The sequence below is a fragment of the Streptomyces flaveolus genome, from assembly GCF_014648815.1.
Lineage (GTDB): Bacteria > Actinomycetota > Actinomycetes > Streptomycetales > Streptomycetaceae > Streptomyces > Streptomyces flaveolus.
The window spans coordinates 69,351-92,786 of the sequence record NZ_BMRV01000011.1; the positions used below are offsets into that span (position 1 = coordinate 69,351).

General features: G+C 72.8%; 15 protein-coding genes. 10 read left to right on the top strand and 5 right to left on the bottom strand.

Annotated features, from left to right (window positions below; all coding sequences use genetic code 11):
• The first annotated feature begins 33 nt into the window (after positions 1-33).
• Entirely contained in the window at positions 34-729 is a 696-nt protein-coding gene (locus IEZ05_RS23915) for a DNA alkylation repair protein (RefSeq protein WP_189232283.1), read from the top strand.
• An 85-nt stretch (positions 730-814) separates the two neighbouring features.
• Positions 815-997 (top strand): VOC family protein, encoded by a 183-nt coding sequence (locus IEZ05_RS23920; protein ID WP_189232284.1) that lies wholly within the window; start codon positions 815-817, stop codon positions 995-997.
• A 160-nt stretch (positions 998-1,157) separates the two neighbouring features.
• On the opposite strand, the gene IEZ05_RS23925 is transcribed toward IEZ05_RS23920, so the two are convergent.
• Positions 1,158-2,198, bottom strand: coding sequence for an Rv2578c family radical SAM protein (locus IEZ05_RS23925; RefSeq protein WP_189232285.1), 1,041 nt, complete (start codon positions 2,196-2,198; stop codon positions 1,158-1,160).
• A 157-nt stretch (positions 2,199-2,355) separates the two neighbouring features.
• Between IEZ05_RS23925 and IEZ05_RS23930 the strand changes: the two genes are divergently transcribed.
• From IEZ05_RS23930 to IEZ05_RS23940, 3 genes are all read left to right on the top strand, one after another.
• Positions 2,356-2,799 carry an SRPBCC family protein gene (locus IEZ05_RS23930; RefSeq protein WP_189232286.1) on the top strand — a complete coding sequence of 148 codons (444 nt, stop codon included), beginning with the start codon at positions 2,356-2,358 and terminating at the stop codon, positions 2,797-2,799.
• A 149-nt stretch (positions 2,800-2,948) separates the two neighbouring features.
• On the top strand, positions 2,949-5,351 hold the full coding sequence (locus IEZ05_RS23935) for an MFS transporter (RefSeq protein WP_189232287.1): 2,403 nt from the start codon (positions 2,949-2,951) through the stop codon (positions 5,349-5,351).
• Positions 5,352-5,398: 47 nt separating this feature from the next.
• A complete protein-coding gene (locus IEZ05_RS23940; protein WP_189232288.1) occupies positions 5,399-6,025 on the top strand; it encodes an Imm52 family immunity protein in 627 nt (208 codons plus the stop codon).
• A gap of 298 nt (positions 6,026-6,323) precedes the next feature.
• Here IEZ05_RS23940 and IEZ05_RS23945 read toward each other — a convergent pair whose 3' ends face one another.
• Positions 6,324-6,929, bottom strand: a complete 606-nt coding sequence (locus IEZ05_RS23945) for a CGNR zinc finger domain-containing protein (RefSeq protein ID WP_189232289.1) — start codon at positions 6,927-6,929, stop codon at positions 6,324-6,326.
• A 127-nt stretch (positions 6,930-7,056) separates the two neighbouring features.
• On the opposite strand from IEZ05_RS23945, the gene IEZ05_RS23950 reads away from it, so the two are divergent.
• A complete protein-coding gene (locus IEZ05_RS23950; RefSeq protein WP_229869829.1) occupies positions 7,057-8,289 on the top strand; it encodes an MFS transporter in 1,233 nt (410 codons plus the stop codon).
• A gap of 82 nt (positions 8,290-8,371) precedes the next feature.
• On the opposite strand, the gene IEZ05_RS23955 is transcribed toward IEZ05_RS23950, so the two are convergent.
• From IEZ05_RS23955 to IEZ05_RS23965, 3 genes are all read right to left on the bottom strand, one after another.
• On the bottom strand, positions 8,372-9,148 hold the full coding sequence (locus tag IEZ05_RS23955) for an IclR family transcriptional regulator (protein WP_229869830.1): 777 nt from the start codon (positions 9,146-9,148) through the stop codon (positions 8,372-8,374).
• Between the two features lie 552 nt (positions 9,149-9,700).
• Positions 9,701-10,426: a 4'-phosphopantetheinyl transferase family protein gene (locus IEZ05_RS23960; RefSeq protein WP_189232291.1), complete on the bottom strand. Its 726-nt coding sequence runs from the start codon at positions 10,424-10,426 to the stop codon at positions 9,701-9,703.
• 14 nt (positions 10,427-10,440) lie between these two features.
• Positions 10,441-10,977, bottom strand: coding sequence for a heme-binding beta-barrel domain-containing protein (locus IEZ05_RS23965; protein WP_189232292.1), 537 nt, complete (start codon positions 10,975-10,977; stop codon positions 10,441-10,443).
• A gap of 326 nt (positions 10,978-11,303) precedes the next feature.
• Here IEZ05_RS23965 and IEZ05_RS23970 point away from each other — a divergent pair, with 326 nt between their 5' ends.
• The 4 genes from IEZ05_RS23970 (at position 11,304) to IEZ05_RS23985 (ending at position 23,352) form a co-directional block, all read left to right on the top strand.
• Positions 11,304-12,671, top strand: a complete 1,368-nt coding sequence (locus IEZ05_RS23970) for an NAD(P)/FAD-dependent oxidoreductase (RefSeq protein ID WP_189232293.1) — start codon at positions 11,304-11,306, stop codon at positions 12,669-12,671.
• Positions 12,672-12,785: 114 nt separating this feature from the next.
• Positions 12,786-14,582, top strand: coding sequence for an acyltransferase domain-containing protein (locus IEZ05_RS23975; RefSeq protein WP_189232294.1), 1,797 nt, complete (start codon positions 12,786-12,788; stop codon positions 14,580-14,582).
• A gap of 26 nt (positions 14,583-14,608) precedes the next feature.
• Positions 14,609-20,881, top strand: coding sequence for an SDR family oxidoreductase (locus IEZ05_RS23980; protein ID WP_189232295.1), 6,273 nt, complete (start codon positions 14,609-14,611; stop codon positions 20,879-20,881).
• Positions 20,878-23,352 carry a KR domain-containing protein gene (locus tag IEZ05_RS23985; RefSeq protein ID WP_189232296.1) on the top strand — a complete coding sequence of 825 codons (2,475 nt, stop codon included), beginning with the start codon at positions 20,878-20,880 and terminating at the stop codon, positions 23,350-23,352. Before IEZ05_RS23980 ends, IEZ05_RS23985 begins: the two co-directional genes overlap by 4 nt.
• The last annotated feature ends 84 nt before the right edge of the window (positions 23,353-23,436 follow it).

Below are 23,436 nucleotides of genomic sequence, written 5' to 3' on the forward strand. Positions count from 1 at the left end.
CTGAACCGCGCAGGTGAGGAACAGGAGGCCGACATGACCCGGACGGCGCCGACCGGACCGACGGTCGCCGAGGTGACGGCCGAGCTGGCCGCGCTCGAGGACCCGAAGGTGCGCGCGGTCAACGAGCGACACGGCGACGATCACGGCGTGAACCTCGGCAAGCTGCGCGCCCTCGCGAAGCGGCTGAAGACGCAGCACGAACTCGCGGGCGGGCTCTGGCGGACGGGCGACACCGCGGCCAGGCTCCTGGCGACCCTGATCTGCCGCCCCAAGGCGTTCGGACGTGACGAGCTGGACGCGATGGTGCGCGAGGCGCGCACACCCAAAGTGCACGACTGGCTCGTGAACCACGTGGTGAAGAAGAACCCCCACGCCGAGGACCTGCGCCTGGCCTGGTCCGCCGATCCGGACCCCGTGGTCGCGAGCGCCGGCTGGGCGCTGACCACCGAACGCGTGACGAAGAAGCCCGAGGGCCTCGACCTCGCGGGACTGCTCGACGTGATCGAGGCGGAGATGAAGGACGCCCCGGACCGCCTCCAGTGGGCGATGAACCACTGCCTGGCCCGCATCGGCATCGACCACGCGGAGTACCGCTCCCGCGCGATCGGCATCGGCGAACGCCTGGAGGTCCTCAAGGACTACCCCACACCCCCGGGCTGTACGTCCCCGTTCGCTCCCACGTGGATCACGGAAATGGTGCGCCGGCAGGGGGAGGCCTCGTCCGGTTAGGCGCCCCGTCGGTTCCCCCGGTTTTCCTCGCGGCGGACGCGGCGTGGTCCGTACGCTGGGCGCGTCCGCACTACCGGGGAGAGCCATGACAAGTCGGTTCACGGAGTTGGCCGTTGACTGCCACGATCCGGAGAGACTCGCGTCCTTCTGGTGCGAGGCCCTCGACTTCGAACGGAGCTGGGTGGTCATGTCCGACCCCGAGGGCAACGAGTTCTGCGTGCTGCGCACACTGGCCCCGCGGAGTCAGGGCGCCCCGGGGGCCGCATGACCCGACCGGGGCGAACCCGGCCTTGGTCAGAACGTTCCGGGACGCGGCGTCGTCGGCGTGCAGCGGCTTCGGCTCGGGCATGGCCCGGCCGCATGGGATCGCCGGCTGCGGCCGAATCGCAGGACGCGCCGACGGATGCCGGTGATCCGGCCACCTGACCTCACATGAACGACAGCTGCACCGGCTCCGTCGCAGGGGACGCTTCCGCCCGCTCCGCCCCCTCGGCCCGGCGCGGCATTCCCGGGCGCGTCGGTCCGATGCCGTACTCCTGGGCCAGGGCGTGCACCTGGCCCGTGATCCGGCGCTGGTACCACTTCGGGGCGTAGGCGCCCTCCGCGTACAGGCGTTCGTAGCGGCGTACCAGGTGCGGGTGGTGCTGTCCGAGCCAGGCCATGAACCACTCCCGGGCGCCCGGGCGCAGATGCAGGACCAGCGGTGTCACCGACGTGGCGCCGGCCGCGGCGATGGCGCGGACCGTGGCGCGCAGCTGCGCCGGCTCGTCGCCGAGGAAGGGAATGACCGGCGCCATCAGCACCCCGCAGCCGATGCCGTGCTCGGTCAGGGTCCGTACGACGTCCAGCCGGCGTTCCGGTGCGGGCGTGCCGGGCTCCACCGTGCGCCACAGCTCGGTGTCGGTGAAGCCGACCGAGACGGAGATGCCGACGTCCGTGACGCGCGCCGCCCGGGTCAGCAGGTCCAGGTCGCGCAGGATCAGCGTGCCCTTGGTGAGGATCGAGAAGGGGTTCGCCCGCTCGGTCAGGGCCGTGATGATGCCCGGCATGAGGCGGTAGCGGCCCTCGGCACGCTGGTAGCAGTCGACGTTGGTGCCCATCGCCACGTGCTCGCCCTGCCAGCGGTGGGAGGCCAGCTGGCGGCGCAGCAGTTCGGGGGCGTTCACCTTGACGACGATCTGCGAGTCGAAGCCGAGGCCCGTGTCGAGGTCCAGATAGCTGTGCGTCTTGCGCGCGAAGCAGTACACGCACGCGTGCGAGCAGCCCCGGTACGGGTTCACCGTCCATTCGAACGGCATCCGCGAGGCGCCCGGCACCCGGTTGAGGATCGAGCGGGCCCGCACCTCGTGGAAGGTGATGCCGCGGAACTCGGGCGTGTCGAAGGTGCGGGTGGTCACCGCGTCCGCGCCGAACAGCGCGGGATCGGCGGCCCGGGCGTGGTCGGAGTCCGTGAGGTTCTCCCAGCGCATGACGCCTCCTCGGTAGCACTCCCCACAGAATAGAACACATGTTCCCTTGATCGTGCGGGTGAGTCGCACGGGGCCGTTTCGCGCCCCCGGATTTGGTGGCCGGGCGGCGGGGTGGTTGGCTTGCCCCGTCCCCGAGAACCAGCCCTGGAGGAACCCGATGGCGCAGGTCGAGGCCACGACGGAGCGGATCGTCGCCGCGGACGCGGAGACGGTGTTCGACACGCTCGCCGACTACAGCGGCGCGCGCGAGAAGCTGCTCCCCGAGCACTTCAGCGAGTACGAGGTCCGCGAGGGCGGCGACGGCGAAGGCACCCTCGTGCACTGGAAGCTCCAGGCCACCAGCAAGCGCATCCGCGACTGCCTGCTGGAGGTCAGCGAGCCGAGCGACGGCGAACTCGTCGAGAAGGACCGCAACTCCTCCATGGTCACCACCTGGCGGGTCACCCCGGCCGGCGAGGGCAAGTCCCGGGTCGTGGTCACCAGCACCTGGCAGGGTGCCGGCGGAATCGGCGGCTTCTTCGAGAAGACCTTCGCGCCCAAGGGGCTCGGCCGGATCTACGACGCGCTGCTCGCCAGGCTCGCCGCCGAGGTGGAGAAATAGTCAACAGGCCCTTCGAATAAGGGTGTTGGCAATCTCACCGGTTCGAGTGATCCTCGGCTGATCGCGCCGTACGCCGTAACTTGTCGCACTTGCTCGTAGTTGTCGCCTCTGGTGGCAAAAGTGAGCAGGTGCGACGAGGGGAGCGGTACGTGGGCGGGATCACTCTGGTGCAGGACGAACCGGTCACCGCGCCACCCCCGGAGGCGCTCGAGGCCCCCGCTCCCGAGCCGGAACGGGACGCCGGGCTCAGCCCGCGCCGGGTCCGGCTGGTCTTCGTCGGACTGATGCTGGCGCTGCTGCTCGCCGCGTTGGAGCAGATGATCGTCGCCACGGCGCTGCCCAAGATCGTCGGCGAGCTGCACGGCCTGGACAAGATGTCCTGGGCGATCACCGCCTACCTGCTCACCTCCACCGTCGGGCTGCCGATCTACGGCAAGCTCGGCGACCTCTTCGGCCGCAAGGGCGTCTTCCAGTTCGCCATCCTGGTCTTCGTCATCGGCTCGGCGCTCGCCGGGCGCGCGCAGACCATGGACCAGCTGATCGCCTTCCGCGCGGTGCAGGGCGCCGGCGCCGGCGGCCTGATGATCGGCGTGCAGGCGATCATCGCCGACATCGTGCCGCCCCGGGAACGCGGCCGGTTCATGGGACTGATCGGCGCCGCCTTCGGACTCGCCTCGGTCGCCGGGCCCCTGCTGGGCGGCTACTTCACCGACCACCTCTCCTGGCGCTGGTGCTTCTACATCAACGTGCCCTTCGGCCTCGTCACCATGGCCGTCGTCGCCGTCGTCCTGAAACTGCCCCGGCCCCGCGTCAAGCCCCGCCTGGACTTCCTGGGCGCCCTGCTGCTCGCCGCCGCCTCCACCTGCCTGGTGCTGCTCACCAGCTGGGGCGGCACCGAGTACGCGTGGGACTCGTCGGTCATCCTCGGCCTCGCCGGCGGCGCGGTCGCGGCCACCGTCCTCTTCCTGATCGCCGAGCGCTTCGCACCCGAACCGCTGATCCCGCTGCGCCTGTTCCGGGACTCCGTCTTCAACATCACCGCGCTGGTCGGCCTCGTCGTCGGCGTCGCCCTGTTCGGCGCCGCGAGCTACCTGCCCACCTTCCTCCAGATGGTCGACGGCGCCACCGCCACCGAGTCCGGCCTGCTGATGCTCCCCATGATGGGCGGCATCGTCGGAGCCTCGATCATCTCCGGGCAGCTCATCAGCCGCACCGGGCACTACCGGATCCACCCCATCCTCGGCGGGGCCCTGTCCGTCCTCGGCATGTGGCTGCTCTCCCGCCTCGACGTCGACACGCCCCGGCTGCACTACAGCATCTGGATGGCCGTCCTCGGCGCCGGTATCGGCATGGTGATGCCCGTCCTGGTCCTCGCCGTGCAGAACTCCGTACGCCCCGCCGACCTCGGCACCGCCACCAGCGCCAACAACTACTTCCGGCAGATCGGCGGCAGCGTCGGCGCCGCCGTCTTCGGCACCCTTTTCGCGGGCCGGCTCACCGACGCCCTGGCCGAACGCGTCCCCGCCGGCGCGGGCACCGGACTGCCCGACGCCGAGTCCATCACCCCGCAGTTCGTCCACACCCTGCCCCCGGCGCTGCGCGACGCCTACATCCAGGCGTACGCCGACGCCATGCCGCGCATCTTCCTGTACCTGGTGCCGGTACTCGTCCTCGGCCTGCTCATCGCCTTCTTCCTCAAGGAGAAACCACTGGTGTCCCACAACGCCCCCGTCACCGAGCCCGAGACCGCGCAGCCCACCGCCCACGTCCCCCAGGCCCGTTCGCCCTACGCCGCCGGGATCGCCGTCTGCGGCACGGTGCAGCACCCCGACGGCACCGTGGTGCCCCGCGCCGCGCTCACCCTGATCGACGTCGGCGGGCAGCAGATCGGCCGGGGCGCCAGCGGCGACGACGGACGGTACGCGCTGGCCACGCCCGGCTCCGGGGCGTACGTCCTGATCGCCGCGGCCGGCGGTCACCAGCCGCAGGCGGTCTCCGTGACCGTGGGCGAGCGCCCGGTCGAGCTGGACGTGGTCCTCGGCGGCGCCGGCCGCCTGGCCGGCAGCGTCGTCACCGCCGACGGCAGCCCCGTCCGGGACGCGATCGTCACCCTCACCAACGTCCACGGCGAGGTCGTGGCCACCACCCGCAGTGCCCGCGAGGGCAGTTACGTCATCACCGAGCTGGTGGCCGGCGAGTACACCCTCGCCGCCAGCGCGCCCGCCTTCCGCCCGGCCGCCCTGCCGGTCAGTGTCCAGGCCGCCCGCGAGACCCGGCAGGACGTCGAACTGGCCGGCGGGGCCGTCCTGCGCGGCACCGTGCGGGCCAGTGGCGGACGGGCCGTGGAGGACGCGCGCGTGACGCTCCTCGACGCGGCCGGGAACGTCGTGGACACGCTGACCACCGGCCCCGACGGCACCTTCCGCTTCGTCGACCTGTCGTCCGGCGAGTACACCGTCATCGCCGCCGGCTACCCGCCCGTCGCCACCGTGCTCCAGGTCGCGGGCGGCGGCCGCACCGAACGGGATCTGCAGCTCGGGCACGAGGACTGACCCCCACGGGCATCGCCGGCGCGGGGCGTGACGTAGCCTGCCCGGCGATGACACACGAGTTCAGTCATGTGCTGGCCCGCTGGGGCGACCGGGCCGAGTCCGCACCCGAGTGCGCGGAGCGGCTGGCGGCGTTCCTGACCCGGCTGGCGGCGCTCCACCCGGCGCTGGCCGGGTGGGACGGCCTGGTCGGGGAGGAGACGCTGCCGCCCGAGGCGTGGCGCCTGGGACCCGACGTGGCGCAGGCGGAGCGGTTCGTGCGGCAGTGCCGGCGGGACGACGGAGACCCTCCCGAGTACGTCGGTTTCCGGCTGCCCCTTCTCTCCTCGGACCGGAGCCTGTCCCTCAGCATCTGCTGCGGCGCACACCGGCACGGGCCCGGCACCTGGAACAGCGTCGCGCTCTTCTTCCCGGAGCCCGCCCCCGAGACGGCGCGGCGCTACGGCCCGGACACCGTCCGGGGCCTGGTGACGGCGGTGGCAGAGGTGTGGCAGCCGGAGTGGGTGACGTTCGCCGACTCCCTGCTGGACACGGGGCGGAGCGAGGCGCGGAAGCGCCGGCCCGTCGGCTTCCTGACCTGGACCCCGGGCCCCACCGCGCCGGTCCTGGCCGACTACCCGCACCTGGCGGCGGAGCCCCTCGCGGACGGAACCCTGCTGACCCGGCGGGGGTGGTGAGGGAGGCTCACCCGAGGGCGGGCGCGGCGGCCGGCGTCTCCTGTCGTCGTTGAGTACCGGGGGCCGGTCGGCCTTGCGGTGGTGGAGCCGGGACATCGATCATGGGCCGATGCCAGGTCAGCGACGGCGGAGATCGACTGGGCGATGACGAGGATCGACACGCTGTGCGGGCGCCTGTCGCAGCCGACCACCTACCGGTTGAGCGTGTTCGTGCGTACGGAGTGACCGTCCCGGGTGCTGGCGGGGGACCGGCCTCTTTTCCGTAGCGCGCTGGTCAACTCGGCACAGGGGCAACCGATCAGACCGCACGGCCTCGGGCCGAGTGGTGGTCGACATAGTGGCGTGCGGCGCGGACGCGGTTGCCGCAGCGGTCCGAGCACCAGCGGCGGGCGCCGTGATTGCGGACGAAGAGACGGGTGCAGCCCGGCGCTCCGCACGAGGACAGACGCCCGCTCGGGGGGCCGGTCAGCAGCTCCACGCCGTCCTCGGCCAGTGCGGTAAGGGCCGCTCCGACGGGCTCGCCGGCCGGGCGGCACACCGCAGCCACCGGACCGGCTTCCTCCCAGCGCACCGCACGGACGGCGGGTGCCGCCGCGAGCGCGCTGTTGAGCGTGGACAGGGCGGCCGGGTCGGGGGACCCACCGCTGAGGTGGGCGTCGAGCAACTCCCTCAGCGAGCGCCGCAGTTCGAGCAGCTGATCCAGTTCCCGAGCGCCGATCCGGGCACCGGAGGGGGCCAGCCCCCGGTCGCTCAGCCAGGCGGCCGCGCTCTCCGCGTCGCGCAGGCCGTCGTACGGGCCGCTCGGCCGGCTGAACTCCGTGTTGACCAGTGCCAGAGCGCCGTGCCGGTCTTCGCCGGGAGTCTGCGGCAGGGGCGTCGCGGTGGAGGATTCGGCAGCGTCCATGTCCTAACGCTAGCACTTGAGAGTTTCCGTGAGGCTGGGATAAGGTCGACAGCGACTAACGGTGAAATCGTGAATTCGCCGTTAGTTCAGCCGCCCCCGGCTTCCGTTGTCAACGATGGGGATCCCTATGGAAAAGACAGACAAAGGCCTCACCTTACGGTTCGTCACGCTGGCCATCGGCATGTTCGCCATCGGCACGGACAGCTTCGTGGTCGCCGGCATCCTGCCCAGCGTGGCCAAGGACCTCGACGTCGACGTGCCCACCAGCGCGGAGCTGATCACGGCCTATGCGCTGTCCTACGCCATCCTCTCGCCCGTCGTGGCGGCGGTGGCCGCCCGCGTGCCCCGCAGAATGCTGCTGATCAGCGGCTTGCTCGTGTTCATCGCGGGCAACATCGGCACCGGGCTCGCGCCCGGGTTCGAGGTGGCGCTGGGCTTCCGGGTGATGGCCGCGCTCGGCGGGGCCATGTTCACGCCGACCGCGGCCGGGGTCGTCGTCGCGCTCGCCGGGCCGGAGCGACGGGGTACCGCCCTGTCCATCCTGTTCGGCGGGTTGAGCGCGGCCACCGCCCTCGGTTCCCCCATCGGCACCGCGATCAGCGGATTCACCGACTGGCGCGGCACCATGATCTTCGTGGCCGCGGTCGGTCTCGTGGCACTGATCGCCATCTCCCTGGCCCTGCCCTCCGTGCCCAGCCCGCCGGCGGTGACGCTGAAGCAACGCCTGTCGCCCGTCACCGATCCGAGGATCGCGCTGACCCTGCTGCTGGTCCTGGTCGGCTACAGCGGCCTGTTCGTCCTCTACACCTACGTCAGCCAGATCTTCGCCCCGGCCACGGACGGCAACGGCCGGACCCTGGCCTGGCTGCTGTTCGCCTGGGGCCTCGCGGCCGTCGTCGGCAACATGACCTCCGGGCGCCTGACCGACAAGCTGGGCAGCCGCGTCGTGATCAACACGGCCGGCGTCATCGCGGTCGCCGTGTTCGTCACCACCCCGTGGACCAGCCGGCACCTGGTGACCGCCTTCGTCGCCGTGATGCTGTGGGGTGCCTGCGGATGGGCGATGCTCGTCCCGATCCAGCACCGGCTCGCCGGGGTGAACCCCGCGGTCGCGCAGATGTCCATCTCCCTGAGCTCCTCGGCGAACTACGCCGGTGTCTCCCTCGCCCCGGTGATCGGCCACTTCTTCCTCGACCGCGGCGTGGACATGCGCTACCTGGGTGTGCCGTCCGCCGCGATCGTCGTCGCGGGCCTGCTGATCGGCGAGGCGGGGTACCTGCTGATCCGGCGGGGGCAGCGGCAGGCCGAGGCGGACGGCGGGGAGGCTCCCGCCGAGGAGCGGGCCGTCCCGGCACGCTGACCGCGTGGACCGCGCAGGTGCTTCGCGTGGACCGGGCGGCGGTACCGTGCGAAGCACCTGCGGGGAGCCGGAGGGCCGGGGGTCAGGCGATCCGGCCGCGCGGCTGTGGTTCCGGCACTCCCATCAGCCGGCTCACCTCGGCCGTCGCGGACTTGACGGCCAGGACGCAACGGTCACGGGCGGCCGCCGGAAGGTGGGTCGGCTTCAGCAGGACGAGCGAGCCCAGCACGGTGCCGTCCCACAGCACGGGTGCGGCGAAGGAGTCCCAGCCCCGTGCGCACTCCTGGAGACCGATCGCGTACCCCTTGGCCCGGATCTCCGTCAGGGAGGCGAGCAGCTGGTTCCGGTCCCGGTACACCCCCGGGCCGACGGCCGACGGCAACTGCTCCGCCAGCACCCGGTGCTGCAGGTTGTCGGAGAGGTGGGCGAGGATCACCCGGCCCGAGGCGCCGATCCGCAGCGAGCGGTTGACCCGCATGATCTCCCGCGGCGACATGCCCAGCTCGGTCAGGTCGTGGGAGCCCACCGCCATGTCGATGCAGTGCCGCTGCGGGTGGCCCAGGTTGGTCAGGCCGTACAGGAAGACCATCCCGCCGTCGGCCGTCAGGCGCAGTTGTTCCAGGCAGTCGCTCAGCGCCTCATGGTCCAGCCGGGGCGTCAGCGCCTGGGTGCCCAGCCGCGCCGCGGCGGGACCGAGCCGGTACCGGCCCCGGGAGACCTGGACGAACGCGCCCTGCTGGATACCCGAACGGAGGATCCGGTACACGGTGGAGTCGTCCAGCGAGGAGGCCCGGGCCAGTTCCGCGAGCCCGTGCACCTCGCCGCCGAGCTGGGTGAAGGCGTGCTGCACGCGGAACACGCGCTCGGCATGGCTCGTCCCGGCGGTGTGCGATGTGTCGGTGGATTGGCTTTTGTGTTTGTTCTGCCGGGGTGCGGCAAAATGAGTCCGTGTGGTTCCGGACTGATGGACGGCACCATGGCGCACGATATGACCTCTCGACACGGAAAATGGCAGCCCGCAGCCGGCGGGCATCAGAGTCCCTGAGTGATGTCAGTGACGGATTTGTGTGCGTCGTGGCGGGAAACGCCGAGGTGTGTGGCATGTGTCCGGCGGTGATGCTGTCGGGTGAGTTGCCAATGGCGCGAAATGCATGTCACAGCCCCCGTATTCTTCTTCGTTCAACCACTTTGCCGTGCTGGTGGGTGGACGGTCCCCGTATCCGACACGCAAGTCAGGCGCGTTCGAAAGGACGGTACAGGGGAGCCGACGAGTCCGGATGTGACGGGACTCACTCCCTAACGGATTCGGCTGGAATTTGCCGTGGCAATGCTCCGACTCGGGGCGGACCGCCGAATGTCGCGGCGCAGCACGCGGAATGGGCGGGTCCGTCCGGTGTGCGAGGGCACGTCATCAAGCCATGTGGCCGGTCGGACCGGACAGCGCCGCCTCGGCCCGGTGCACCACCACGGGCTCGTCCCCGGCGGCGGCCGGTCGTGCCACCGCCGCCAGGAGGCCGGGAACCGGCCTGAGGTCGCTCACCCACCAGTCGCCCGCGCGCCGGCCCGTGCCGTGCGCGAGGCGCGCCGTCCGTTCCCACGGCCGCACGCCGAGCTCGGTGAGGTCGCCCACGACCCCGGTGCCCGCCGCCTTGAGCACGGCTTCCTTCCGGGTCCAGCAGCGCAGGTAGGCGAGCGAGCGGCGCGGGCCCGGGGGCTCGTCGAACACAAAGGCCCGTTCGGTGCCGCCCAGGGTCGTCGGTGCGAGGACGTCCACGGGCATCGGTCGCACCCGCTCGATGTCGAGGCCCACCGGATGACGTGGGGACAGGAGCAGGGCCGAATAGCCCTCGCTGTGCGAGAGGCTGAGGTGCGCCGTGCCGTCCGCGAACTCGGCCACCGGCGGGCCGTGCCCGGCATCACCGCAGCCGGGGCAGGGCTCCCGGGCCAGCCGTACGTCCTGGGCGGGCACCCCGGCGGCAGCGCCCACGATCCGCTTCGCCAAGGCCCGCGCCCAGATGAACCGGGCGCTGTGCGCCGGAAAGCGGTAGGCGGCGGCACGTGCGCTTTCCGACGTGTCGAGCAGCTCGGCGAAGCCCTCGGGTACCGGCGTGCCGGGCCGCCACCACCACAGTTCCACCTCGTTCGGCCCGGTCAGACGGGCCGGCGCCGCAGACGGGCCGACAGGTGCTGCTGGAGGGGCTGCCCGACCGCCTCCAACTCCTGCACGACCGTCAGCTCGTCCCCGTGCAGGGTGAGCCGGCGCCGGGAGGCCGTGACCTCTTTCGCCAGCGGAGTGACGGCCATGTCCCGCGACGCCATCTCGATCTCATCGCCCGAGATCCGGCCGACGTAGGTGGTCACGATCCCGAGGGGATGGGCGACCACCGCCTCGAGGTAGCCGTCGGCGCCGACCCGCCACCAGCCGGTCTCGCGCCCCGAAGGCCGCTGCGGCCGGCCCTCGGCGTCGGTCAGCCAGGCACGCGCCTCGTACCGCAGAAAGGGCCGGCCGTCGTGGCTGAAGGTGATCTCCTGCTCGTAGGAGAAGCCGGCGGCCAGGGTGCCGTATCCACCGCTGCCGGACCCGCGCCAGCTGCCCAGCAGGGCGAGGGCGGGCGTGATCCACGGATGCGGTTCCGGGCCCACGCCCGCGACCTGGCTGTCAGGGAAAGGGGTCTGCGCGCTGTCCAACTCTGCTCACTCCGCTGTGTCGGCCCGTACCGGCAGTACTGGAATCGGCTGTGCCCGGAATCAGTGGTACCGGACGCAGAGTAGCGGGGAGCGTGCCGATTTTCTGCAATGGGAACCCCTTTTCTCGGCACATGAGAAACGAAAAGGCTTCGCGGTGGCCGGCGCATTTTCTCGACCTCCGAGAAAGCGGACCGGCTTTCTCGGCGGGTGAGAATGCGCAGATGGTGGGCGGGTCAATAAATGATTGACGGACGGTCGGGGCGTGTTGTTACGCTGCTGGCGCCGGATCTCATCCGGAGGTATTTGTCGGCGAACGGGGGACTTTCGTGTACGACGCCATTGTTGTAGGCGCGCGAATATCCGGCGCATCCACGGCCATGCTGCTGGCGCGGCTCGGCCACCGGGTGCTGCTGGTCGACCGGGCGCGTTTTCCCAGCCCGACGTCGTCGTCCACGAATCTCATCCACCCGCCGGGCGTCCAGCGGCTCGAGCAATGGGGTGTCCTGGACCGGCTGGGCGACCCCACCGTTCCGCGGATCAGCCGCTACCGCCTGGAAAGCGGGCCGGTCCGGCTGGAGGCCCGGCTGCCCGCCGTCGAGGACGTCGACTACGCGCTGTCGCCGTCCCGCGTCAAGCTGGACGAGGCCCTGGTGCGCTGCGCGGCCGACGCCGGCGTCGAAGTGCGCGAGGAGACGTCCGTCCAGGATTTGCTGCGCGACGCCGACGGCACCGTCGTCGGTGTCGCGGGCACGGGCAAGGGCTCGGGCCGCTTCCGGGAGAAGGCAGCCGTCGTCATCGGTGCCGACGGCAAGAACTCCAAGGTGGCCCGGCTGGCCGGCGCCGAGCAGTACCGCGCCGAACCGGTGCTGAGCAAGAGCCTCTGGACGTACTGGGAGGGGCCGGCCCAGCCCTCCCTGGTCCGCACCTACCGCAAGAACCGCCGCCACCCCTTCACCTGGCCGACCCACGACGGACTGTCCATCGTCGGAGTGGCCTGGCCCACGGCGGACTTCCCCTCGCCGGGCAGCGACGAGGCGACCGACCGGACGGTCCTCGCCGCCCTGGCCGACGCCGACCCGGAGTTCGCGGAGGAGGTCCGGGCGGGCCGGCGGGCCGGTCGCTGGCTCACCGGCTCCGTCCCCAACTTCCTGCGCACGCCGCACGGCCCGGGCTGGGCCCTCGTCGGCGACGCCTCCGCGACCCGGGACCCCATCACCGCGTCCGGCATCACCCACGCCGTGCTCGGCGCCGAACTCCTCGCGGACGCCGTGCACCGGGGTCTGTCCGGCAGCCAGGGCATGCACCCGGAGCTGGCGTCGTACGCACGCGCCCGGGACGAACTCGTCCGGGACCACTACGACTACACCCGGGACTACGCGCGCATACTCGACCACACGCTGGACGAGCGGGCGCTCATCGAGGCCATGAGCCGCAGCCCCTGGCACGCGCGGGGCATGATCGGCCTGTTCGCCACGGTCGTTCCGCCGACCGAGTTCTACTCCCGTCGTACCTTCCGCGAGCTGTTCGACTTCCTCGACGAAGAGGGCGGACTGCCGCGGAACATCCGCGTGTTGCGCTGGCTGCTGCACGCCGTTCCCGGCCGGCCGGAGGCCACGGCCCGGCTCGCCGACCGGATGCTGGCCGCGCGGCTCGGCCTGATGGGCGAGCTCCTTCTGCGCAGCACGGCCGCCTGAGCCGCGCGCCCCGTACGGCCCGGCCTTTCCCCACCCCACGACACGCACGCGCGTCGACGCCGTAGTGCGGCGCTCGGGGCAGCCCGTGACACCTCGTTCTGGAGGATTCCCACCATGACCGGTACGCAGCAGATTGCCGGCCCCGTTCTTCTCTTCCCCGGCCAAGGCGGCTTCGACGGTGCCGCGCTCAGCCGCGCGGCCGACGGCTACCCGCAGGTGCGGGCCGTCTTCGAACGGATCGACACCGTCAGCCGGCAGATCCACGGCCGGGACCTGTCCACCACCCTGTTCCGTGACACCCCGGTGGAACTGAGCGAGCTGCTGGGGGACGAGCCCTGGCTGTCCCAGCTCGCCATCTACGGGGCCGGCCTGGCGGCCCACCGCGTGCTGACCGAGCACGGCGTACGGCCGTCCGTCCTCGTCGGCCACAGCCTCGGCGAGATCACGGCGCTGGTGGCCGCGGGCGGGTACTCCGTCGAGGACGGCGCCCGGATCGTGCTGCGCCGCACCGCCGCCATCGCCGGGCGGGACGGAGGCACCGGAGCGATGCTCGCGCTCGCCGCCTCACCGGGCCGTACCCGGCACCTGATCGGACTCGTGGAGAACGACCGTGTCGCCGTCGCCACCGAGAACCACGACACCCAGACCGTGCTGAGCGGTCCCCGCGAGGCCATCGACCAGATCAAGGTCATCGCCGAGCAGCTCGGGATCGGCTGCGCCGAACTGGACGCCGCGTTCGCGTTCCACAACCCGTCGCTCGCCTCCGCGGCACCGGACTTCGCCGCCGCCGTACGGGACCTGCCGCGCGGCCCGCTGGACGTGCCCGTGTACTCGCCGGTGCTGCAGCGCTTCTACGACCAGGACGAGAGCCTCGGCGACCGGCTCGCCGACCACTTCACGCTGCCGGTGCGGTTCTCCTCGGCCATCACCCTCCTCCACGAGCGCGGCGCGCGCACGTTCGTCGAGGCGGGCGGACGCGCCACCCTCACCTCGCTGGTGCCCAAGGTCCTGCACAGCCCGGACGACCTCACCGCCCTGTCCACGCTGTCCGTGGGCCGGGGCAACACCCTGCGGCTGCCCGACACCCTGGCCGAGCTCCGGCGGGCGGGCCTGGCGGCCGACGACGGACTGGAGTCCCTGCGCCAGTACCTCGCCCCCGAGCTGAGCGCCGCCGAGTTCTCCACCTTCTGGACCACGACCGGCCACGAGATAACCACCCTGGTCAACCAGCGCCTGTCGGACTTCCGTGCCACGCCGCGGGACGACGCGGCCGCTGCGGCCGAGCGGCCGGATGCCGGTGCGGAGCCGGCGGTGGCCGGTGTGCCGGAGCGGGACGAGGTGTTCGCGACGGTGCGGGGGCTGTACGCGCAGGCGTTGGAATACCCGGAGGAGGTGTTCACGCCGGGTGTGCTGCTGGAGGCGGAGCTGGGGGTGGACTCGGTGAAGCAGGTGGAGTTGCTGTCGCGGGCGTCGGAGCATTACGGGCTGCCGGCGCGGGGTGCGGACTTCCGGCTGGCGGACTACGAGACCCTCGACAGGATCGCCGACCTCATCCACCACGAGCTCGGCGCCCTGCGCGGCATCGTCGCGGCCGAGCGGCCGGATGCCGGTGCGGAGCCGGCGGCGGCCGGTGTGCCGGAGCGGGACGAGGTGTTCGCGACGGTGCGGGGGCTGTACGCGCAGGCGTTGGAGTACCCGGAGGAGGTGTTCACGCCGGGTGTGCTGCTGGAGGCGGAGCTGGGGGTGGACTCGGTGAAGCAGGTGGAGCTGTTGTCGCGGGCGTCGGAGCATTACGGGCTGCCGGCGCGGGGTGCGGACTTCCGGCTGGCGGACTACGAGACCCTCGACAGGATCGCCGACCTCATCCACCACGAACTGAGCGGCCATCGGCTCCAGGGCGCTTCGGCGTGAGCGGGCGGACCGGAGGAGCCACGTCCATGCAGGACCTGACCGGCAAGATCGCACTGGTCACGGGCGGCGCCCGTAATGTGGGCAAGGCCATCGCGGCCACCCTCGCCGACCACGGGGCCCATGTCCTCGTCAACTACTTCCACTCGCACGAGCAGGCCAAGGAGACCCAGCGCGAACTGCGCGCCCGCGGTGCTGAGGTGGACCTGCTCCGCGCCTCCGTGGCCCGCCCCGAGCAGGTCGAGCGGATGTTCGCGGAGATCGAGCAGCGGTACGGCCGGCTCGACATCCTCGTCAACAACGCGGCCGACGGGGCGCTCGTCCCCGGCCCCGAGGTCACCGACGCCCATCTCGACAAGGCCCTCGACACCAACCTCAAGGGCGGCCTGCGGTGTGCCCGGGCGGCCCTCCCGCTGATGCGGCGGGCAGGCGGCGGTTCCATCGTGAACATCTCCGCCCTGGGCTGTTCCCAGCTCGTGATGGCGAACTACCTGGCCTGCGCACCCGCGAAGGCCGCGGTCGAGGCCGCCGCACGCTATCTGGCCGTCGAGTTCGCGGCGTTCGGCATCCGGGTGAACACCGCATCGGCGGCGATGCTCCTCAGCGAGGTCGCCGACGCCTTCCCCGACGCCGGGGCGATGCAGCACGCCGTCGCGGCGAGCACTCCGCTGGGGCGTCTGGGCACGCCCGAGGAGTTCGCCGAGGTCGTCGCCTTCCTCGCCTCGGACCGCTCCCGCTGGATCACCGGTCAGGTCGTCCTGGCCGACGGGGGCCTGTCCCTGGGGGCACCGCTGCTCTCGCCGCCCACGAGCGCGCCGGCCGCTCTCGCACCCGAGGCGGCCACCACCGCCCCGGATCCGGCGGCTACGGCCACGGAAACGGCGGCCGCTACGGCGGTCGGGGCGGCGGTACCCGCGCCGGCCCAGGCCACGACCGAGCCGGAGCCCACACCGACCCCGGCCACGCCTGCCGCGGCGGCTCCTGCGGCGGTCGCGTCTGCTGCGGCGGCTCCCGCCCCGGCGGCTCCCGCCCCGGCGGCTCCTGCCGCGGTCGCGTCTGCCCCGGCCGCGTCTGCCGGGGCGGAAACCGGCGTGCCGGTGCGGGCCGGGGCCGGCATCGCCTCCGGCGCGCCCCTGCCCGCCTCGCCGGAGGCGCACGCGGAGGTTCCCGAGGACGACGAGATAGCCGTCGTCGGTATGGGGCTCGTCGTCAGCGGAGCCGACAGTCCCGAGGCGTTCTGGCACCTGCGCACCACCGGCCGTGAGCTGTTCATCGAGGTGCCCGAGGACCGCTGGGACCGGGCCCAGTTCTCCTCGCCGGACCGGTCGGCCGAGGACAAGTCCTACCAGGACACCTGCGTGTTCATCACCGACTTCGAGCCGGGCCGCGCCGTCCTCGACGGCCTGTCGCCGTCACCGGACGAGACCGAACTGACCACCCTGTGGCTGCGCCACTCGCTGGTCCAGGCCCTGGACGGGGTGCGCGTAGGTGACACCGACCGCTTCTCCTTCCACGTGGGCTACACCGCCGACGGCAGCCAGCACCTGGAGGAAGCCGGTGTCCTGAACGCGGCCAGGCACCTCACCGCGGACATCGCCGCCGGCCTGGACCTCACCGAGGAGGCCCGTGCCCGCCTCGTGGGCCGCGTCGACCAGGTCCTGTCCGGCCGCTACCACCGGGGTGCCACCGACGCCCCGCGGTTCCTGCCCCACCAGGTGGGCCACACCGCGATGGCGGGCATCCTGCCGGACGACACCCAGCTCCAGATGGTCGACACGGCCTGCTCCTCCTCGCTGTACGCCATCGACATCGGCATCAAGGGCCTGCTGATGGGCAAGCAGGACATCGCGGTGTGCGGCGGCGCCTTCGCGCTGGCCCCGCGCGGGACCGTGCTGTTCTCCAAGCTCAAGGGCCTGTCCCAGCGTGGCGCGGTGCACGCGCTGGACGCCGACGCGGACGGCGTGATCTTCGCCGACGGCGCCGGTGTCGTCGTACTGAAGCGCCTCAGCAGGGCCAGGGCCGACGGGGACCGGGTCCTCGGCGTGCTCAAGGCGTTCGGGTCCTCCTCGGACGGCAAGGGAAAGGCGATCTACGCGCCCAGCTCCACCGGGCAGAACCTGGCCGTGGAGCGGGCGCTGGAGGCCGGCGGCCTCGACGGTGCCGACGTCGACTGGGTCAACGCCCACGCCACCGGTACCCCGGCGGGCGACCTCGCGGAGTTCACCACGCTCCGGGAGCACTACGGCAACACCCGCTCCACCGCCGTCACCTCCAACAAGTCGCTGATCGGGCACACGGGTTGGGCCGCCGGTGTGGTCTCGCTCATCGAGTCCGTCCTCGCGCTGCAGGGGGAGACGGTCCCCGGCCAGTACCGGTTCGCCACCGCCCCGAAGACGTTCGAACTGGACCGCACGCGGCTGGAGATATCCAGCAGCCCGCGGCCGTGGCCCGCCGTCCCCGGCCGGGCACGCACGGCGGCGATCTCCGGCTTCGGGTTCGGCGGCACCAACGCGCACTTGATCCTGAGCGAGGAGACGCCGGACCGCGGCGCCGAGGGGACGGAGCGCACGGCCGAAGGGGCACGGGGCCGTACGGCCGCCGCGGCCCGGTCCGACGCCGACCGCATCGCGGTGGTGGGCTGGTCGGTCAAGCTGCCGGGGGTCGAGGACCGCGACCAGGTCCTGCAGTGGCTCTCCGGTGACCGGGACGTCGAGCGGAGCTTCGGGGAACAGTACCCGGCGCCGCCGTTCCAGCAGGTGCGGATGCCCCCCGCCACGGTGCGGACCATCGACCGCTGCCAGTTGATGATCCTGGCCTGCGCCCACGACCTGCGCGACCAGCTGGGCGACTTCTGGCAGCGGCACACCGAGCGCACCGGTGTCGTGGTCGGCCACATGGGCCCCACCCGCGCCGCCATGCTCTACGCCAACCGCTGCTACCTCGACGACATCGAGCACGCCCTGCGCCAGGACCCCGAACTCGCCGGCACCGCGCAGCTCACGCCGCTGCTGGAGCGGATGCGCGACCGCGTCCGCTCACTGGTTCCGCCGTCGAACGAGGACTCCTTCCCGGGGATGATGCCCAACATCATCTCGGCCCGCGTGGCGAACTACTTCGACCTCAAGGGCCCCAACATCACCGTGGACGCGGGACTCGCCTCGACCGTGGCGGCGTTCGCGACGGCCGTCCGGTATCTGCGCAGCGGTGAACTCGACTTCGTGCTCGCGGGCGGGATCAACGGCAACAGCCTGCCCGAACTCGGCGGCCTGCTCGGCGACGTGTTCGAGGAGCCGGTGCAACCGGCCGAGGGGGCCTTCCTGTTCGGTCTGACCACCGAGAGCGCCGCCAGGGAGGCCGGGCTGCGCATCCTCGGCATCGTCGACGAGGCCGACGTGCGCGACGCCGTCACCGGCGGGACCGCACCGGACGTCCTCGACTGCGGCTCACGCGGCGGCTACGGCCACTATCTCGGCGCTGCCGGCGGGGCGCAGATCCTGCGCGCCCTCCAGCGGACCGGCGCCACCACCCGTGTCCACTGCCGGGAGAACCGCCAGGACCGGGCCACCCACCTCGTCGTCTCCGCGGGAGAGCCGGCACCGGACCCGCAGGACTCCGGAATCCGGCCGGCCGAGGCGGCCGTGACCGCGGTGGCGGGGCCCACCGCCGACCTGGTCGAGCGCTACGCCGTCACGCTGGCCCCGGCGCCCGCCGCGCCCGGCGGCCCGGTCCCCGCCGCGGTGCCCGACGGCGCGCTGATCCTCACCGACCGCCCCGGCCTGGCCGAGCGGCTCGCCCGGAGCGCCGCGGACTGCACCGTGCTCAGCACCACGCCCGTCACGGGCGAGCGGCCCGCGGTACGGCAGGTGACCGGCACCCCCGAGGGCGTGCGCGGGGCCCTGGCCGCGCTGGGCCGCCCGGTGCGCCATGTCGTCCTGGTCACGGATCTGACCGCGTCCGCGCCGCCGCGCACGGCGCTCACCGCGGACCACCCCGGTCTGACCGCCCTGCACGACCTGGCCTTCCTCGTCGTGCAGCAGTGCTACGCCGACCTCGGCGAGGCGCCCGCCTCCGTGGTGTTCGCCCTGCTCGGTGCCGAGCCGCGGGGCGCCGTCCACCCGCTCGCCGGGCTCTTCACCGGTCTGCTGAAGTGCGTGCGCCTGGAACGTCCGGACGCCGGCTGCTTCGCCCTGCTGACCGCCACCGGGGACCCGGAGGAGGCGGCGGAGCTGATCGCCGCCGAGCGTGCCTGCGAGCGGCCTTTCCCGGTCGTCCACCGCACCGGGGAAGAGCGCCGGGTGCCGACCCTCACCGCACGGCCGGCCACCGCCGCCGCGGACCGCCCCGACCCGCTGGACCGGGAGTCCGTGGTGGTCGCCCTGGGCGGGGCCCGCGGCATCACCGCCGAACTGCTCACGGCGGTCGCCGAGCGGTACGGCAGCCGTGTCTACGCGCTGGGCAGCAACCCGATCGACAGCTATCCGGCCGCGACCTTCGAGGGCACGGACGAGGAGTTCACGGCCACCCGGGCCCGGCACATCCGTGAGCAGCTCGCGGTGGGCGGCCGCACGGTCGCCGAGATCAACAGGAGTTTCGACCGCATGGCCGACGCGCGTGCCGCCCGTCGGAACCTGGAGCGGATGGCCCGGCACAGCGGTGCGGGGCGGGTGACGTACCTGCACTGCGACGCCCGGGACGAGGAGTCGGTCCGCCGCGCCCTCGACACCGTCCACGCCGCGCACGGCCGGATCGATCTGCTCGTCAACGCGCCCGGCCTGAACCGCTCCGCGCTCATCAAGGACAAGGACTTCGGCGAGTTCCGGCGCATCCGCGACCTCAAACTGGTCGCGCACCGCAACCTGCACCGCGCGCTCGCCGGCCGTCCGCCGCGCCTGTGGTGCGACTTCGGGTCCCTGCTGGGTTACTTCGGGCAGCGCGGCGAACCGGACTACGCGTCCGGCAACGACTACCTGGCCACGGCCGCCGCCTATGCCGCGCGGACGACCGGCAGCGAGGAGTTCGTCATCGGCTGGACCCTGTGGGACGAGGTCGGGATGGGCGCCGACGAGCTGACCCGCGAGTACTTCAAGCGGGCGGGCTCCTACAGCCACATGCCGGTCGCCGAGGGCATCCGGCACTTCCTGGCCGAACTCGGCACCGCGGACCGCACGCCCTCGCTCGTGCACATGGGGGCGGCGGAACGGGCCACGGTGGAGTCGTTCTACCCCGGCTACCTCACCGAGCGGCCGGCGACCGCCACCACGCCGCCGGCCCCGGCCGCACCCGCCCGGACGGCCGTCTCCCGGACCGTCGCCGCAGAGCCGGGCGGATCCGCCCGCGGCCGGTTCTACCTGCGCCGTACGATCCCGGCGGACGCCGGCGACCGTGACGGCACCGTGCGCTTCGAGTGCCCCTTCGACCTGGACACCGACGGCTACCTCACCGGGCACCTGGTGCGCGGAGCGGCGACGCTGCCCGGGACCTTCGTCACCGAGATCGCCGCAGAGGCCGCCCTCGCCCTCGTACCGGACGGCTGCGTGGTCGCCTTCGAGGACCTGCGCTTCCTGCACTTCCTCCAGGTCCGGGAGGGCGTCTCCCAGGCGCCCAAGCGGATCACGGCCCGGATCACCGAGCGGGTCGGCGACCTCACCACCGTGGAGGTCTCCGTCACCCACGACGTGATCGCCCCGTCCGGGGTGCTGCTGGTGTCCGGGAAACCGCACTTCACCGTGCGGGTCCTGGTCGCCGACGCCTTCCCCACGGCCCCCAAGTGGCAGCGGTGGGACAGCGAGGGCGAGCAGCCCGTCGTGGACCCGTACCACGTGCCGTCGGCCCCGGTCCTGCTGAGCGGACCGTTCCGGGCCACCACCGACACCCGGCGCCACCGGCTGGGCGCCCGCGCGGTGTTCCGGCCACAGCTGGATCCCGCGACCGGCCCCTGGCGGCAGTTCCTGATGCCCACCGTGCTGCTGGACGCCCTGGCGCGGACCGGGGTGCTGGACCCGGTGGACGGGCTCGTCCCGGTCGCCGCCCCGCTGTCCGTCCGGCGCATCGACCTGTACCAGAGCGCCAACGACCTGGAACTGGCGCAGACCCACGGAGCGCTGGACCTCTACGTCACTCAACCCGGGTTCTCGGCCGCGCCCCGGTCCGGCAACCGGTTCGTCGCCGTCGCCCCCGGCGGTCACGTCGTGGCCCAGATGAAGGACCTCGACGCCACCGTGATCGGGTACCTCGACCCGGCCACCGGCGAGGTGCGTCCGCCCGTGCAGGGCCCGTCCGCGGCAGGGGGGCGTACCGCATGACCACGCTCGCGGACCTCCCGCGCCTCGACGGCCCTTCCGGAGACCGGCCGACGGCCGGTGCCGGCGGAGCCGACGCCACGACCCGTCCGGTGAGCCGCATGCTGTGGCGGCTCACCCCCGCCCCGGCCGCCGACGGCCCCCACGGCCTCGCCGGCCACCGGGTGCTGGTCCTGGGCGGTACAGCGGACGACGCGGAACGGGTGCGCGACGAGCTGCGCGCCCGGGGCGCGACCGTACTGACCGGCCCCTCCGCCACCCCCGGCCCGGTGCCCGACACCCTGGTCGACCTGACGCTCGCCGAGCGGTTCTCGGCCGACGCCGGCACCGGACGGTGGCGCACGGCCCTGCTGCGCACCTTCGACGCACTGCGGCACTGCTACACGGAGTGGAGCCGGGAGACCTCGGCGCAGCGGCTCACCTATCTCGCCGTCACCTACCACGGCGGCGGCATGGGATACCACCCCGACGACGACATCGCCCAGCCGCTCGGCGGGCTGTGGGCGGGGCTGGCCAAGACGCTGCACCGGGAGCTGCCCAACTGCCGGGCGCGGGTCCTCGACATCGCCCTAGGCGAACGCGCGGACCTGCCCCGGCTGGTGGGCGACGAACTGGGCCGCCCCGGCCTGAGCGAGATCGGGATACGGGACGGAGCGCGCTGGACCCTGACACCGGACGCCGTGCGGCCCGGTCCGCCCGCCGTGCGCCTCGGCCCCGACGACACCGTGCTGGTCAGCGGCGGCAGCCGCGGCATCGGCATGGCGCTGGCCCGGCGGCTGTGCGCCGAGTTCGGACTGAGGGTGGTGGTGACCGGACGCGGGCGGCCGCCCGCCGAGGACACCTGGGACGACCACACACCCGAGCGGCTCACCGAGCGCCGGGCCGAGCTGTGGGCCGCGCACCGGCAGGGGCGCGGCGTGGCCGAGATCCGCCGCGACATCGGGCACGCCGAAAGCACCTGGGAACTCGTCGGCCACCTGCGCTCCGCACGCGCCGAGGGACTGCGCCTCGAGTACCGGCAGTGCGACTTCACCGATCCGGACCAGGTGCGGACGCTCGTCGCCGGGCTGCCCGACCTGACCGCGGTGGTGCACAACGCGGGAGTGGACCGGCCGACCCGGCTGCCCAACAAGTCCGACGACGACGTGGTCGCCGTGGTCGCGACCAAGGTCGACTCCTTCGTCCACCTGGTGCAGGCCCTGCGTGACCGGCCGCTGAAACTCCTGTGCACGGTCGGCTCCCTCACCGGACGGCTCGGCGGCATGGTCGGCCAGTTCGACTACGCGGCCGCCAACGAGTGCCTGGCCCGCCTGGGCCTGTGGGCCGAACGGCAGCTGGCGTACCCGGTGATGACTCTGGCCTGGCCCACCTGGGCCCGGCTGGGACTGATCTCCAACTTCGAGGCCAGCCTGCGCTACATGGCCGCGCTCGACCTCTCCGAGGGCCTGGACCACTGGCAGGCGGAGCTGCGGGCCGGCAGCCGCGGCGAGATCACCTTCGTCGGCCCGCTGGGCCGCGCGCTGGACCCGGTGCAGGCCACCGGCTACCCGGTGCCGCCGTCCCTGCCCGGGTACGCCGAGACCTACCCGAAGGTCTTCCACCTCGGCGAACCGGAGGTGTTCCAGCCGCACGAACGCCTGTGCTGCGTCGTCACGTTCGACCCCGCGACGAGCCCGGCGATCGGCGACTTCACCGTCCACGGCACGCCCGCCGTGCCGCTCGGCATGTTGCTGGAGAGCGCCGTGCGCGGCGCGGAGTGGGTGACCCCCGCCGATCTGCCCGACCACGCCCTGCACGCGGTGGAGGACCTGCGCGTCCCGTGGAGCGTGCTGCGCTGCACGGACGGCGGGCCGCTGCGGTTGCGCCGGGACGCCCGGGCACGACAGGGCACCGACGGCCGCTGGCGGGTGGACGTCACCTTCCAGCGGGTCGGGCCCGACGGCGCCACGCCGGCGGGCACGGACGACGCGGAGACCGCGCGCCTGCGGCTGGTCTTCGGCGAACCCGGCGCGGCCGCCGCGCAGGACGCCGCGCCCCCTCCGCAACGGCCGCGGACCGGGCACGGCGCCGGCACCGTCGGCACCACCCTGCTCACCGCGGCGCCCGTGCTCCGCTGGCACGGGCGGGTGGTACCGGTGGTGCGCTGGCGCCCCGACGGTCCGCACCGGATCGTCGCCGAGGCGGGCGACTGCACGGCACCCGACCTCTGGGTGGTGCCGCAGCCGCCCGTGTGCCTGGTGCCGGTCGCCGCGCTCGAGAACATCGTCCGCGCGGTCGCCGAACGCACTCCCGGACTGTCCGTCACCCACGACCCGCTGGTCATCCGCCACCTCTCCTTCCCGTCGGCCGACGCACCGGCGGGCGGACGGGTCCGGCTCGAAGGAGATCCGGCACTCGGTGTCTGGCGGGCCCGGCACGCGGACACCGGCCGGACCGTGGTCCGCATCCGCGGGCTCGCGGCCAACCGCATCTGACCGCATCCGCACCGACCGCATCCGCACCGACCGCATCCGCACCGACCGCAAGCGACCCGACCGCATCCGCACCGCGGCCGGTCA